12 protein-coding genes are annotated in these 14,731 nt (G+C 71.4%); 3 read left to right on the top strand and 9 right to left on the bottom strand.

From position 1 onward, the window contains the following. Positions 1–28: 28 nt before the first annotated feature. Entirely contained in the window at positions 29–760 is a 732-nt protein-coding gene (locus ACFW5B_RS16950) for a CDP-alcohol phosphatidyltransferase family protein (protein ID WP_386439589.1), read from the top strand. Positions 761–825: 65 nt separating this feature from the next. Here ACFW5B_RS16950 and ACFW5B_RS16945 read toward each other — a convergent pair whose 3' ends face one another. The 5 genes from ACFW5B_RS16945 to ACFW5B_RS16925 form a co-directional block, all read right to left on the bottom strand. Beyond that, positions 826–1,254, bottom strand: a complete 429-nt coding sequence (locus ACFW5B_RS16945) for an adenylyltransferase/cytidyltransferase family protein (protein WP_386439587.1) — start codon at positions 1,252–1,254, stop codon at positions 826–828. 22 nt (positions 1,255–1,276) lie between these two features. After that, a complete protein-coding gene (locus ACFW5B_RS16940) occupies positions 1,277–2,788 on the bottom strand; it encodes a fibronectin type III domain-containing protein (RefSeq protein WP_386439586.1) in 1,512 nt (503 codons plus the stop codon). Positions 2,789–2,901: 113 nt separating this feature from the next. Beyond that, positions 2,902–4,473, bottom strand: coding sequence for an oligosaccharide flippase family protein (locus ACFW5B_RS16935; RefSeq protein WP_386439584.1), 1,572 nt, complete (start codon positions 4,471–4,473; stop codon positions 2,902–2,904). Then, positions 4,470–6,137: a lipopolysaccharide biosynthesis protein gene (locus tag ACFW5B_RS16930; protein WP_386439582.1), complete on the bottom strand. Its 1,668-nt coding sequence runs from the start codon at positions 6,135–6,137 to the stop codon at positions 4,470–4,472. Before ACFW5B_RS16930 ends, ACFW5B_RS16935 begins: the two co-directional genes overlap by 4 nt. Continuing rightward, positions 6,134–7,639, bottom strand: a complete 1,506-nt coding sequence (locus ACFW5B_RS16925; protein WP_386439580.1) for a hypothetical protein — start codon at positions 7,637–7,639, stop codon at positions 6,134–6,136. Before ACFW5B_RS16925 ends, ACFW5B_RS16930 begins: the two co-directional genes overlap by 4 nt. Before the next feature lie 185 nt (positions 7,640–7,824). On the opposite strand from ACFW5B_RS16925, the gene ACFW5B_RS16920 reads away from it, so the two are divergent. Continuing rightward, positions 7,825–9,045 (top strand): glycosyltransferase, encoded by a 1,221-nt coding sequence (locus ACFW5B_RS16920; protein WP_386439642.1) that lies wholly within the window; start codon positions 7,825–7,827, stop codon positions 9,043–9,045. A 40-nt stretch (positions 9,046–9,085) separates the two neighbouring features. Here the strand turns inward: ACFW5B_RS16920 and ACFW5B_RS16915 are convergent, their stop codons facing one another. The 3 genes from ACFW5B_RS16915 to gmd are packed head-to-tail and all read right to left on the bottom strand — an operon-like array spanning position 9,086 to position 11,753. Next, entirely contained in the window at positions 9,086–10,210 is a 1,125-nt protein-coding gene (locus ACFW5B_RS16915; protein WP_386439579.1) for a glycosyltransferase, read from the bottom strand. Next, entirely contained in the window at positions 10,207–10,743 is a 537-nt protein-coding gene (locus tag ACFW5B_RS16910; RefSeq protein ID WP_386439577.1) for a DapH/DapD/GlmU-related protein, read from the bottom strand. Before ACFW5B_RS16910 ends, ACFW5B_RS16915 begins: the two co-directional genes overlap by 4 nt. Then, the gene (gmd, locus tag ACFW5B_RS16905) at positions 10,740–11,753 is read right to left on the bottom strand and encodes a GDP-mannose 4,6-dehydratase (RefSeq protein WP_386439575.1); all 1,014 of its coding nucleotides are present in this window, start codon (positions 11,751–11,753) and stop codon (positions 10,740–10,742) included. Before gmd ends, ACFW5B_RS16910 begins: the two co-directional genes overlap by 4 nt. Before the next feature lie 181 nt (positions 11,754–11,934). On the opposite strand from gmd, the gene ACFW5B_RS16900 reads away from it, so the two are divergent. Continuing rightward, the gene (locus ACFW5B_RS16900) at positions 11,935–12,879 is read left to right on the top strand and encodes a GDP-L-fucose synthase family protein (protein WP_386439573.1); all 945 of its coding nucleotides are present in this window, start codon (positions 11,935–11,937) and stop codon (positions 12,877–12,879) included. 64 nt (positions 12,880–12,943) lie between these two features. Here ACFW5B_RS16900 and ACFW5B_RS16895 read toward each other — a convergent pair whose 3' ends face one another. Further along, positions 12,944–14,443, bottom strand: a complete 1,500-nt coding sequence (locus tag ACFW5B_RS16895) for a sugar transferase (RefSeq protein WP_386439571.1) — start codon at positions 14,441–14,443, stop codon at positions 12,944–12,946. Positions 14,444–14,731: the final 288 nt, after the last annotated feature.

Here is a 14,731-nt window from a genome sequence, read left to right as displayed (position 1 = left end):
GGGGGTTCCATTTCATCAGGTGGGGGATATGAGCCAGTTCGGATATGCGATCAGGCAGCTGTCGGCGGCCCAGAAATCCGCGAAGGGAGTGTCCCTGTACTCGCGCCATGTGAACCGGCCGGCCGGCCGGGTGTTAGCCGCCGTGGGCTACGGCCTCAAACTGACACCCAATCAAATCACCATGATCAGCGGGGTTTTCACCTTTTCCGGCGTGGTCATGATTGCCGTGCTCCGCCCCTCACCCGCCGCCGCGGCGGCGATATTCGCGGCACTGGTCCTCGGCTTCGCCCTCGACTCCGCCGACGGCCAGCTCGCCCGGCTCACCGGAACCGGCAGCGCCGCGGGGGAGTGGCTGGACCATGTGGTCGACTGCGCCAAGATGCTCGCCCTCCACATGGCCGTACTCGTCTCGTTCCACCGCTCCTTCGGTCTCTCCGACCCCCGGATTCTGTTCGTCCCCATCGCCTTCCAGTTCGCCGCGGTGATGGTCTTCTTCGGCGGCATCCTCACCGAACAACTCAAGCGCGCCGACCGGCTGCGGAACGGTGCGGGCGGTCCGGTGCCCGCGGCACCCGCCTCCACGCTGCGCTCCGTCGCCCTGCTCCCGGTCGACTACGGGGTGTTCTGCGCCCTGTTCCTGCTGTTCGGCAGCCGGGACGCGTTCCTGGTGGGGTACTGCGGCCTGCTCGCCGCCCATCTCCTGTTCATGGTGGCGTTCCTGGTGAAGTGGTACCGCGAACTGTCCGCCCCCGGCCGCTGACGGCCGGGGACGGACCACTCACCGGGACGGGCGACCCGGACCGGGCAGCGGCCCGGGTCCCCCGGTCACGCCGAGTTCGCGCGTCCGTCGAGTACCTTGCGCAACAGCGTGCTCGACGTGTGCACGGTGTAGGGGAAATAGACCACCTCGACCCCGACCGCCGCGAAATCCCGTTCGAGCTTGTCGCCCTTGCTCGTCCCCCGCCAGTCGTCGCCCTTGAAAATGACGTCGAACCGCACCTGCTGCCAGGTCTCCAATTTGTCGGGCACCGTCTCGACGAACGCCGCATCCACAAAGCGGACGCTGCGTACGATCTCCAGCCGCTCGGTCAGCGGAATGACCGGTGCCTGCCCCTTCGCCTGCACCGCCATTTCGTCCGAGACGACACCGGCCACCAGATAGTCGCACTGGCTTTTGGCGTGCCGGAGAATATTCAGGTGCCCGACATGGAAAAGGTCGTAGACCCCGGGCGCATAACCTACTCGGTGCGTCATTTACCCCCCACTCGGCGTTCGGTCAGTTTCTGGCGGTCACATAGACCGGGCCGTTGCGCCCGGACACATTCGTACCGTCGGTGACCTCGAGCGAATACCGGTGCCGGGCCCCGGGCTCCACGGTGTCCGTGTAGCTCATGGTGGGCCGGTTCCAGTAGCGCGAGTCCTGCGTGAGCGAGGTCAGATACTCGCCGTCCCGGTAGATCTTGTAGGTCAGGACACCGTCGTCCCGGTCCCACGAGGCCTTCCAGTTCAGCGTGATCTTGCCCCGGGACCCGCTCGCACCGCTGAGCAGCGGCACCTGCGGAGCCCCGGTGTCCGGCGCCGCCGCGAACCGGGTCAGCCCCTGCTGCGGCCGCTCGTTGACGACGGTGAACTCGCCGCCCGCCCACAGGATGCCGTCCGCCATGGTCAGCGCCCGCGGTCCGATCTGCTCGCCGATCCCGTCGTTGGTGTCCGGGAACCACGGCAGGATGGTCTTGTCCGAGATCGACTGCGCCAGGAAGTGCTGACGGTTGCCGATGTCGTTGAAGCCGCCCGGCGTGTTGGAGCAGTCGTGCGCGTGGGAGCCGCTGTAGAGGACCCCCTTGTACGGCAGCACGGCCTGGGTGGCGCCCAGACAGGTGTCCTTCCAGAGCTGCCCGCCGTCCGACAGCCGGCCCGCCGCGCGGCCGTCGAAGACCCCGCCGCCGGTGCCCTCGGCGCCCAGATAGAAGTTGGTCCCGTCGTTGACGAGCGACTTGACCGCTGACCGCTGGGGAATCCAGCCGGTGAAGGAGTTGACGACCCGGCCGGTGGTCGCGTCCAGCCCGGCCAGCGCGTGCACGCCCAGCAGACTGCCGTTCACCGAGGTGAACCGGCCGCCGATGATGACCTTGTTGAGCTGGGGAGCGACCGTGAGGGCGTTGACCGCCGGGGTGGGGTCGTTGCCGACCGAGGAACCACGGATCGTCGCCTTGAACGGGAGCAGCTCGCTGTCGGGCCGCAGCGCGGCGACCCGTTCGCGGGTCTGTCCCTGGACGGTGTCGAAGCCGCCGCCGATGTAGACCGTGTCGGCGGTGACGTCCAGGGCCCGGACGGTCGAGCTGACCGTCGGCTTCCAGTCCGCGCCGATGGTGCAGTCGGCGGTGTTGAGGGCGGCTGTGTTGGACCGGCCCACCGGACCGGCCTTCCCGAACGAGCCGCCGATGTAGATCTTCGAGCCGTCGGGCGAGGCCTTCATGGCCCGGACGGTGCCCGTACCGCCGGTGAACGCCGGGGCGCACGGCAGCGGTTCACCGGTCTTGGCGTCGAACGCCGCGAAGTTCTCCCGGGCCAGCTCACCCCCGGAGCCGGGCGCGGCGCCCGGCGGCCGGATGTGGCTGAAGGTGCCTCCTACGTAAACGATGCCCTTGGCATAGGCCATGGCCCACACGATGCCGTCGGTCTGCCATGTGCTCAGCGGATCGGCGGTGAGTGTGGATTCGCCGGTGGCCTGAGCCGGACCGGCGGACAGCACCGTCGATGCGGTGCCCAGCACGGCGGCTGCGAGCAAGAGATGGACAGGTCTGCTTCGTTGGCGCACAGGTCCCCCCTGGAAGCGCGATCGGAATTGTCAGGGTAGGACGTGGGAACGCGACGAGTTCTGTGCGGAAATGGGCCCAGTGTTCACTGTGAGTTTCCCGAACCACGCTTACGCAGCGCCCCGATGAACTCCCCTACCCCCAGCGGCAAACGATAGCGCCAGACGGCCGCGCCGAAAGCCCCCATGGCTAAAACAATTCCCAAAAGGGCGCCAGGAAGGCTGTCGCCGAAAAGCATCCGCAGGGTGAACACCGGTACCGCCACGGTCACCACGCCGGTCAGCGCGGCGTACAGATAGCCCCGGTCGACGGTGCGGAATCCCAGGCGGTAGCGGGTAAGGAGCGCCGAGGCACCGTTGTCCACCACGATCGCCAGACCCCAGGACACCGCCGCCCCCAGCACCCCGTACCGCGGCACCAGCCATACCCCGCTGCCCAGTTGGACCACGAACGCGGCGCCCGCAACCACCAGATTCCAGACGCTCCGCCCGGCCATGAGGATGACCGTCTGCGCATTGCCGACGCCGACGTTGACCAGACAGGCCGCCGCCAGGACCACCAGCCCCGCCGCGCCCTCGTCGAAGCCGGGCCCGAACAGCGACAGCACCGTACGGGGGAAGGCGGCCAGGACCAGGAACACCGGCCAGGAGAACAGCGCGATCCAGCGGGTCGACAGCGCGTGCAGATGGTGCGCCCCGGATGCGTCGCCGCCCGCCGTCAGCCGGCTGATCTGCGGTGCCACCGCCAGTCTGACCGCCAGCTGGAGCAGCGTCCCCGCGGTGACCAGCCGCCCGATCGCGGTGTAGATGCCGGCGTCGGTGCCGGTGCCCAGCACCGACAGCAGGATCACCCCGATCCACACCGCGGCGATGTCGAAGACCGACGACACCGCCCGCGGCCCGGCGAACGCCCAGAACTCCCGTGCCCTCGGCGGTGGTTGACCGCTCCCCGGATGCGCGCGCAGCGACCGGCGCAGCGAGACACCGGCGGCCACCGCACCCAGCACCCCCGGAACCAGCCAGGCCGCGGAGAGCCCGGCCACACTCGGGGCGAACAGCACCAGCGGCACCGCGAGCAGCACCCGCAGGGCCGGTTTGCCGATCTGCTCCACGCCCACGAAGGGCACCACCGAGCCGTACCCCCGGGTGGCCCCGAGCAGCACCAGCGCCACCGTCGTCACCGGCAGGAACACCGCGAAGAGCCGCACCAGCGCGGCGGCCCGGCCCGGGTCCAGCTCCGGCAGCAGCAGACCGGCGAGCCCGGGGGAGCACACCAGCACCACCGCGCCCGCGGCGCTCGCCAGCAGCGTCGGCAGGACCGAGATCCGCAGCAGAGCCGGTACCCCGGCGCCGCCGCTGAGTTCCAGGTCCCGCGAGACGAAGCGGACCAGTGCGGTATCGGCGCCCAGCTTCAGCGCATTGCTCAGGATGGTGAAGGCCGCGACCCCCGTGAACACCACGCCCGCCCCACGGGCCCCGAGGCCGTGGGTGATGACGGCGACGAGGACGAACCCGAACAGCGCGTTGGCGGCCGAGCCCGCCAGGCCGAACAGACTGCCGCGGACGGTGCTGCCGACCCCGCGCCCGCCGGCCGCGGTGCCGCCCGCGGCCGGCGGCGCCGACCGGCCCCCCGGTTCCGCCGGACGGATGCCCGTCACCTGCGCAGCGAGGTGGTGTCGGCGTCGAGTCGGGCACCGTCCTCCGGCGCCGGGCCGACGCGCGGCGGCGGGCCCGGCCGCGGGGTCACCGCCGCGGCCCGCGGACGGCCCCGGCCGCGCTTGCGGTGCGTCGGCCCGCCGTCCGACAGCCGGCGCAGCGACGTCCCGCGGCCGCCCTTGTCCAGGACGGCCCCCAGGATGTGCCCGCCGGCGCCGGTGATCAGCTCCCACACCCGGTCCAGATCGTCCCGGCGGACCTCGTTGAGGTCACACACCACCACCACACCGGCCGCCTGCTTGGCGACCGCCAGCCCGTCCGCGTGCGACAGCAGCGGGCCGGTGACGACCACGACGTTCTCGTTCGGGCCCGACGGCGTGTTCAGCAGCCGCGCGAACTGCGGCGAGGACAGCGCACGGGCCGGATGGGGCACCTCCCGGCCGGGCAGCACATCGAACCGCCCGTCCACCCCCGCGTCCACCGCGAGCCGCTCGCCGTCGGCCCAACCGCCCGGCACCGGACGGCCGTGACCGGGGTGCAGCGGAAGCCGCTGGGCCAGCTGCGGAGTGCGCAGATCGGCCTCGACCAGCAGGATGTCATTGCCGATCTCGGCGAACGCACCGGCGAGGTTGACCGCGACCGAGACGGCCTCCTCGTGCTCCCGGGGGGAGACCACCAGCAGGCTGCCACGGCCCGCGAACCGCTGGTCGTGCACCAGCCGGAAGGCAATCGTCCGGTAGGCCTCGGCCCGGTTGCCGCGACCGGTCCGCCCGACCTCCAGCAACTCGGCACCGCCCTGCCGACGCGGCAGGATGCCCAGCACCGGCGCCCGCAGATTGTCCTGCACATCGGCCACCGACCGGACCCGCGGCTCCAGGACCGAGCGGACCCAGGCCGCCAGGATGCCCAGCACCAGACCGACCACCGCCCCGGCCAGCAGCAGCACCACGAGACCCGGGCTGGACGGGAAGGCAGGCGGATCGCCCTTGCGGACGATGTCACCGGGCGTCGTGTCGAGGGACTTCAGGCTGGAGATCCGGCCCTGGAGATCCGCTATCTCCGACACCAGGTTGCTGCGCTCGGACTCATCGGTGGCCCGCCCCCCGCTCCCGCCCGCGATCCGCCGGTCCAGCACCTTGCGCTGCTCCTGCAGCGGCTTGAGTTCGGTGCTGAGCTTGCTGACGGTCTTGTCTATCCGCTGGGTCGCGGCGCGCTGCCGGTAGTCGAGGTACGCGTGCACGAAGGCGTTGACGAGCGCGGACGCCCGGTCCGGGGAGTCCGCGTCGTACTCGAACATCAGGGTCTGGGTCTCGGGCGGATTGCTCACCCGCAGATCCCGCTGGAGCCGGGCCGGATCGGTGTCCAGCTTCAGCGCCTTGGCCGCGCCGGCCGCGACCGAAGCGCTCTGCGCGATCTGCCGCTCGGTGCCCATGCTGATCTGCTTGTCCACCGAGACCCCGCCGGCCTCGAACGGCGCCGTACTGATCGCATGCACCACGACCTCGCCGGTCGCCGTGTAGGTCGAGCCGCCGAGCAGGGACACGGCGCCACCGCCGAGCATGCCCAGCACCAGCCCCAGAACGACCAGGGCCCGATACCGGAAGAGCTGGCGCAGTTGGTCCCGGATCTGGTCCGGCTCCTCCGCGGGCTCGTCGAAGACGCTCACGTACGTGCTCCTCCTGTGGGTAGCGGCAAGGCGGCGCGGTGCGCCGGCGGGGACGAGGTGTTCCCGGGGCCCTCGTCGGACGGCGGAAGGGCCCGCCGTCCCGGTTTCCGGGTGATCAGCAGCGGGATGCAGACCAGCAGCGCGAGCGGGCCCACGATGGCCATCAAACTGCCGCGCAGCAGCACCAGTTGGTAGAAGCCGAAGGCCGGCACCAGCAGCGCCGCGAGGGTCGCCGGGCGCCGCCGCAGCCGGTGCCGCAGATCGTCGATGCGCCGCCCCACCGCGCCGATCAGGCCGAAGACGGCGATGACCGACGGGAAACCGGCCCACATGTACGACTCGATCCACAACGGCGCGGAGAGGTTCTCGAAGGTGTAGCCGGCGTGCCGGGCCAGCAGGATGCCCGCGTCATCGGGCTTGCCGGGCCAGACGGCACGCGGCACGAAGAACAGCGGGGGGCCCAGCGCCGCCGTCGGGGTGAAGCCGTGCTTGTGCACGTAGTCCACGCCCGTCTCGATCTGCTGGAAGGCGTCGTAGTCACCGTTGGAGGTGAACTGCTCGGCGAGCGAGACGACATGGACCGGTTCGCGTTTGTCGTAGCGGAAGTAGTCGCTGTACGGGAAGACCACCAGCACCACGGCCGCCACGCCCGCCGCACCGAACCGGAAGGCCCGCGGGCCGCGCAGCCAGGAGGCCCCGAAGACCAGCGCCAGCAGGACCGTACCGGCCCAGAAACGCGGCTGGCTGATCGGGTTGTTGACGACCACGTTCACCGCGACCATCAGCGGGAGCAGCAGCCACCGTAACCCGCGCAGAGTGCGGTCACCGGCGGTGAACCGCGGTACGTGCACCAGTCCCACCAGCGCCCAGAAGGCCGGCACCGACAGGGCCCAGGCGGCCATCGCCCGGTCCGCCGACGCGGCCGGCGCCGCCTGCGCCGCGGCCTCGTTGGCGGCCTGCCGGCTGAGGAAGAACGCCGACAGCCCGCCCTGCCCCGGGATCAGCGCGACCGCCAGCAGCAGCGCCGCACCGCACAGCAGCAGCACCCGCCCCGGCGACAGCCGCCGGGCCAGCACCGGTTCGAGGACCGTGGAGGTGCGCGCCGAGCGCCAGGACGCCACCGCGGACCCCGCGCTGTAGGCCAGAAGTCCCGCCTCCACCACGGCAGTTGTCGCGAACGCGGTGTGCGCGTCGACCACGAACCCCCGGGGATAGGCGTCCGTCGCCAGCATCGCCAACGGCGCGAGTCCCAGCCACACATAGGAAAACAGCCAGAAACCGAAGGCGATCAGCCGCGCCCGGACATCGGTCAGCACCCGGGCCAGCGCCCCGCCCGTGTGGATCACCACCACACACTGCACCGCCAGCGCGGCACCGAAGCGCGCGTCCAGCGACTGCAGGATCAGCACCGGAAGCAGCACCACCAGCAGCAGCGCCCAGCAGCTCAGCGCGGCGACGCCCCGCACCGGCACCGCGGTGCCCGGACGTTTCCCGTGCAGCACGGCCCACCTCCCCCCAACTCCCCACCAGCGACCACAATCTAAAGGACATCGGGAAAACAAGGTCGGCTTCGGGACACAATCGCAACTCAATTCACAACCCGCGGGCTCCGGTTGACTCCTACGATGACCGCACATCCTGAGGGGGGCCATTCGTGGAAGACTCGTTCGCGGGCCGGTGCGTGCTCCTGGTCTCGACCAATTACGCACCCGAACACACCGGCATAGGGCCGTACTCGACCCAGATCGCCGAGCACCTGGCCGCATCCGGCGCCGACACCCATGTCCTCGCGGGCATGCCGCACTACCCCGCCTGGCGGGTGGCGGACGGCTACCGCGGCCGCTGGCGCGTCCGCGAGCGCCGCGGCGGGGTGACCGTGCACCGCCGGCGGCACACCGTTCCGCCGCACCAGACCGCCCTGCGCCGGGCGCTGTTCGAGGCGAGCATCCTGGCCCACGGCGCCCTGACACCGCCGCGCATCCGGCCCGACGTGGTGCTCTCCCAGATGCCCAGCCTGGCCGGGGGAGTGCTGGGCAGCCGCCTGGCGCGGCAGGCCGGCGTCCCGCATGTCGTGGTCGTCCAGGACCTGATGGGCGCCGCCGCCGCGCAGAGCGGCATCCAGGGCGGGGGCCGGGCCGCCGCAGTGGCCGGGGCCGTGGAGGCGCGGGTGCTGCGCCGGGCGGCCGTCGTCGGCGTCGTGCACGAGTCGTTCGTGGACCGGGTCACCGCGATGGGCGTACCGCGCTCCCGGGTGCATGTGGTGCCCAACTGGACGCACGTACAGGGCCCGAGCGGCGACCGGGACCGCACCCGGGCCCGGCTGGGCTGGTCCGACGACGAGACCGTGGTGCTGCACGCCGGCAACATGGGCCTCAAACAGGGGCTGGAGGTCCTGGTCGAGGCCGCGCGGCTGGCCGGTCAGGAGGCCGCGCCGGTGCGCTTCGTGCTCATGGGGGACGGCAACCAGCGCGCGCATCTTCAACGGCTGGCCGCGGAGGTCCCCGCGCTGGCCTTCCTGCCGCCCGCCGACGCCGAGGACTTCCCCGAGGTGCTCGCCGCCGCCGATGTGCTCGCGGTGACCCAGAAGGCCTCGGTGCTCGACATGAGCCTGCCGTCCAAGCTGACCTCGTACTTCATGACCGGCCGGCCGGTGATCGCCTCGGTGGCCGCCGAAGGGGGCACGGCCCAGGAGGTGCTGCGCTCCGGCGCCGGTACGGTGCTCGCACCGGAGGATCCCAAGGCGCTGCTGGCCGAGGTCCGGGCACTCGCCGACGACCCCGGTCGGGCGGCCCGGCTGGGCGCCCGCGGCCCGGAGTACGTCGAGCAGCGGCTGAGCAGCCGGGCCGGTCTGGAGCGGATCACCGAGCTGCTGCGGACCGCCCGCGCCGGCCGGACCGCCGCACGGTAGCCGCGGGCGGCGGGGGCCGGGCCGCCCCCGCCGCCCGCGGTCAGCCGGCGCCGGGCCGGGCGAGGGACCCGTACCACTTCTCCAGCCGGTCGGCGACGGCCGCGAGGGAGAACTCCGCCTCCACGGCCGCATGACCCGCGCGGGTCACCCGCTCCCGCAGCGACGGGTCCTCCAGGAGCCGCAGCACCGCGTCCGCCAGCTGCTCCGGCGAACCGTCGGTCACCAGCGCGGCCTCGCGCCGCCGCAGCGCATCCGCGATCCCGCAGCTGTCGGTGCAGACCACCGGGGTGCCCACCGCCAGCGACTCCAGCACACTCATCGGGAACGGCTCATCGACGCTGGGCAGGACGTACACGGTGGCCCGCGCCGTCCGTCGCACCGCGGCGTCGTGGTCGAGGGCCCCGCCGTACGTCACCACCTCGCCCAGCCCCTCCTCGGCGATCAGCCGCCGGACCTCCGCCAGCCGGCCCTCGTCCGAACCGTGCAGGGTGAAGGTCACCTCGGGCCGTTTGCGGTGCACCAGCGCGGCCATCCGTACGAAGGCCTCGGGCCGTTTGCGGCTCTGGAGCCGGGCGAGGAAGAGCACATCCGTGTCGCCGCGCGCCGCGTCGGCCGGGCGGGAGCGGACCCCGTTGGGCAGTCTGACCAGCCGCGGTCCGCGGGGGCCCAGCACCCGCCGCAGCCCCGTCTCCTCCTCGTCGGTGAGCACCAGCGCCGCGGACGCCCGCCGCAGCAGCGGGACATAGACCCGGTCGAAGAGCCGGGCCACCGCCGAGCCGCGGGGCTGGACCATGCCATGAGTCTGTACGAGGAAGGGCCGGCGGCGCACCACGGCCACCGCGAGCGCGGCCAGCGACACCAGGTCCCGGCCGGCGTGCAGATGCAGTGCGTCGGCCCGGCCGGTCCGCCGCCAGAGCGTGGGCAGCAGCCCCGGATGGAACAGTCCGAGGAAGCCCTGCCCCGGCACCAGGGTGCGGGCGGTCCGGGCGCGCAGCGGCACCCCGTCCACGGACCGCGGGGCAGCGCTGCGCCCCCGCCACAGCGAGATCAGCTCCACCTCGTGTCCCCGCGAGGCCAGTTCGCCCAGCTGCCCGGTCGCCACGCTCACCGGGCCGCCGTACGCTCCGTCGTCGCTGACCAGCGTCACGACATGGGTGATCCTCATACGGCTCCCCCGGTGGTGTGTACGGCCCCGGCCGGCACATCGCGGTGCGCCACCGCCCCCGCGCCGACCACCGCACCCGCGCCGACGGTGACGCCGCGCAGCACCATCGCGCGGGCGGCCACCCAGGAACCGGGCTCCAGACGGATCGGCGCGTTGTCGAACTCGAAGGTGGGGGAGCGGCGTTGGTGGCTTCCGGTGCACAGCAGGGCACCCTGGGACACACAGACGTCGTGGCCGATGGTGATCGGCTCCAGGTTGATCAGCCAGGACTCCTCACCCACCCAGACGTCATCGCCGATCGTCAGCTTCCACGGCCACTGCACCCGCACCCGGTGCCGGATGAGCACCCGCTCGCCGACCCGGGCACCGAAGGCCCGCAGCAGCGGGGGCCGCAGCCGCGGCGGGCACCACCACTTCATGAACACGACGTTGAGCACGATGAACCAGGCGACCTGGGTCAGCAGCCCCCGGCCCTTGTCGTAGCCGGCGCCGGTGAACCCGCGCAGCCGGCGGTCGGTGGCGGTGACCGTCATCGGTCCACCCGCACCCGGTGACCGGAGAGTTCGTCCTCCAGCTGCCGTATGTCCGACTCCACCATGATCCGGGCCAGCTCGTCGAACTGCACCTTCGCCGACCAGTCCAGCAGGTTCTTGGCCTTGGAAGCGTCGCCGATGAGCGCGTCCACCTCGGAGGGCCGCTCGTACTTCGGGTCGAAGCGCACACTGCGCTCCCAGTCCAGCCCCACCGTGTCGAACGCGGCCTTCAGGAAGTCCCGTACGGTCGCCGCCACCCCGGTCGCCACCACGTAGTCGTCGGGCTCGTCCCGCTGGAGCATCCGCCACATGGCCTCCACGTACTCCGGGGCGTAACCCCAGTCGCGGACCGCGTCGAGGTTGCCGAGGTAGAGGTGCTCCTGCAGGCCCGCCTGGATGCGGGCCACCGCGCGGGTGATCTTGCGGGTCACGAAGGTCTCGCCGCGCCGCGGGCTCTCATGGTTGAAGAGAATGCCGTTGACCCCGAACAGGCCGTACGCCTCGCGGTAGTTGACCGTCGACCAGTACGCCATGACCTTGGCGCAGCCGTACGGGCTGCGCGGGTGGAAGGGCGTCGCCTCGTTCTGCGGCGGCGGGGTGGCGCCGAACATCTCCGAGGACGAGGCCTGGTAGAGCCGGGTCTGCACGCCGCTGGCGCGGATGGCCTCCAGCAGCCGTACGGCGCCCAGCCCGGTCACATCGCCGGTGTACAGCGGAGCGTCGAAGGAGACCCGGACATGGGACTGGGCGCCGAGGTTGTAGACCTCGTCCGGCTGCACATCGCGCAGCAGGTTCACCAGCGCCACCCCGTCCGACAGATCGACGTGGTGCAGCAGCAGTCGCCGGTCCGGGGTGTGCGGGTCCTGGTAAATGTGGTCGATGCGCTCGGTGTTGAAGCTCGACGAGCGTCTCATCAGCCCGTGCACCTCATAGCCCTTGCCCAGTAGCAATTCGGCGAGATACGAACCGTCCTGACCGGTAATTCCGGTGATGACCGCGGTTTTCGGCATGGCTTCCCCCCACGAGAAGTGATGTGCATCGGGTTAGAACTTGCTGGTGTGCCCACGCGCCGGCCGCACCGCGGGGGCGTGGACGCTACCCGCTCCGTCGCCCCCGGTCGAGAGCGAGAAGCGGCAGATATTTCCTGAAATAGCCGGTGGATGTATCGGGTTGACTGCCACAATCCGCCCCATGGATGACTTGCTTCCCACACCCGCCCGTGTCTTCGTCGCGGGCCACCGAGGCCTGGTGGGATCCGCCGTGGCCCGTCGGCTGTCCGCCCGGGGCTACGAGATACTGACCCGCACCCGCGCCGAGCTCGACCTGCGGGACGCCGGGGCCACCGAGGCGTATCTGCGCGCGGAGCGGCCCGATGCCGTGGTCCTGGCGGCCGCCCGAGTCGGCGGCATCATGGCCAACAGCACCTACCCCGTGCAGTTCCTCGAGGACAATCTGAGCATCCAGCTCAGCGTCATCGCGGGCGCCCACACGGCCGGGGTGCGCCGGCTGCTGTTCCTCGGTTCGAGCTGTATCTACCCCAAGCACGCCGCGCAGCCCATCACCGAAGACGCCCTGCTGAGCGGGCCGTTGGAGCCCACCAACGAGGCCTATGCGATCGCCAAGATCGCCGGGCTCGTCCAGATCCGCTCCTACCGCCGGCAGTACGGCTCCTCCTACATCTCCGCCATGCCGACGAACCTCTACGGACCGGGCGACAACTTCGACCTGGAGACCTCGCACGTACTGCCCGCGCTCATCCGCCGCTTCCACGAGGCCAAGGAGCAGGGGCTGCCGGAGCTGACCCTCTGGGGCACCGGCACCCCGCTGCGCGAGTTCCTGCACGTCGACGATCTGGCCGCCGCCTGCGAGGTGCTGCTGCGCCGCTACGACGGTGACGACACGGTCAACGTCGGCTGCGGTAGCGACCTGACCATCGCCGACCTGGCCTCCTGCGTCGCCGAGGCGGTGGGCTACGAGGGCCGGATCGCCTTCGACCCCTCCCGCCCCGACGGCACCCCGCGCAAACTCCTCGACATCAGCCGGATGCGCGCCCTGGGCTGGTCGCCCACCATTCCGCTCGCCGAGGGCATCGCCCGGACCTACCGGGCATGGCGAGCGGAGCCGGCCGCCGTGTGACCGCCCTCGCACCGTGCCGTGCGCCCGGCGCCCGCCTCGCGGCGAGGCGCCGGCCGCACACCTTCTAATAGGCACCGCGCCCGTCCACAACGGCGCGCACGGTACGGACCAGTACCTCTATGTCGCGGGCGTAGGACCAGTTGTCCACATAGCTCAGGTCCAGTGCGACGGTCTCGTCCCAGGAGAGGTCGGAGCGTCCGCTGACCTGCCACAGCCCGGTCAGTCCCGGCTTCACGGACAACCGGCGCAGCTCGGTGCCGTCGTACCGCTCCACCTCCTCCGGCAGCGGGGGACGCGGGCCGACCAAGGACATATGGCCGGCCAGGACGTTGAACAGCTGGGGCAGTTCGTCCAGCGAGAAGCGGCGCAGCAGCCGGCCCACCGGGGTCACCCGTGGATCCCGCCGCATCTTGAACATCGCCCCGTCGTGCTCGTTCGACGACTCCAGGGCGGCCCGCATCCGGTCGGCGGTGACGACCATCGTGCGGAACTTCCACATCCGGAACGGCATCAGATCCTGGCCGACCCGGATCTGCCAGTAGAACACCGGCCCGTTGGAGGTGAGCCTTATGGCGGCCGCCACCAGGGCGAACACCGGGAAGAGCAGCACCAGCAACAGCAGCGCCCCCAGCCGGTCGGTGACCTGCTTCAGCAGGACCGGCATCCCCCGCCGCGCCGCGGGCTCTATGTGCATCACCGTCAGTCCCGCTGCCTTCGCGAGCCTGACACGGTGCTGCGACACGTCGAGCAGGCCCGGAAGTATGGCCAGATTCCGCCCCCCGTCGTGCAGCGCCCAGGCGAGCCGCCGCACCCGCGCGGCCGGCAGCTGGCGCCCCGGCGCCACGAAGACGAGATCGGCGTCGAGTTCGGCGGCGCATCCCAGGACGGTCTCCCCGTCCAGCGCCGCTTCGGGAGCGTTCCCGTCGGACGCCAGCCGGGCGGGGACGGGCACCGCCGAGCCGGTGCCCTCGTCGCCGACGAGACAGCTGCCGACGATGACATACTCATGATCGGTACGGTGCGCCAGCTCCGCCAGCACCACATCGACGGCGCCCGCCTCCCCGACCACCAGCACCCGGCGCAGCGCCTGCGCCCGACGCCGGATGGCCAGCAGATACCGGTGCACGAGCCGGCGTCGGGCCACGCCCACCGCCAGGCACGGCAGCAGCGCCACGACACACAGCTTGAGCGACACCTCGACCCGCGCCGCGACGCAGACCACGGCCAGTACGCCCAGCATGGTCAGCCAGTCCCGTAAGACCGGCAGCGCGGCGTCGTCGGACGGCACCTTACGGCTGTAACGATTCTTCGACGCACCGACGGCCAGCCACGAGGCGCCCGCCAGCACCGCGGTGAGCAACGGCCGGGGCTGCTGTGTCACGGCACAGAGCAGTCCGACCGGCAGCGCGGCGCCGACCGCGTCGACGGCTAACGCCAGCTGCTGCAACCGCCGTTCAGCCGGTTCGTGCCTGCCTTTCGTCGTGCGTTCCGGTATTCGATCCACTTTGGCTGTCCCGGCAGGTGACTCGATCACCCGTGTTCCGGCAGCTTCGAACAACCCCATGGCCCCCCACTTGGTCGTCCCCTTCACTTCCGGTGCGGTTGGAGCCCCCCCGGCCACACAACCGCCCCCGTGTCGGACGTGACGCTAGAGCACGCTGAGCGCGACTGCTGCGGTTTACCTATTTTGAGTGTTCTTGTGTCCCATTGTTTACAAGCACGCGAGCACGTGATCCGGTTTCGGCCGTCGCCCGGGGACGGTGTCCGGCGCGGTGCGCGGTGCGCGGGGCGGCCGTGGCCCGCTGGTACCCGCCGCCGTAGGCTTTCCGGTGCTCCCGGCAATGCCCTGGAT

The organism is Streptomyces sp. NPDC058773 (assembly GCF_042746015.1).
Lineage (GTDB): Bacteria > Actinomycetota > Actinomycetes > Streptomycetales > Streptomycetaceae > Streptomyces.
The sequence above is the reverse complement of the archived record's forward strand: the minus strand, read 5'-3'. Positions and strand labels throughout refer to the sequence as shown.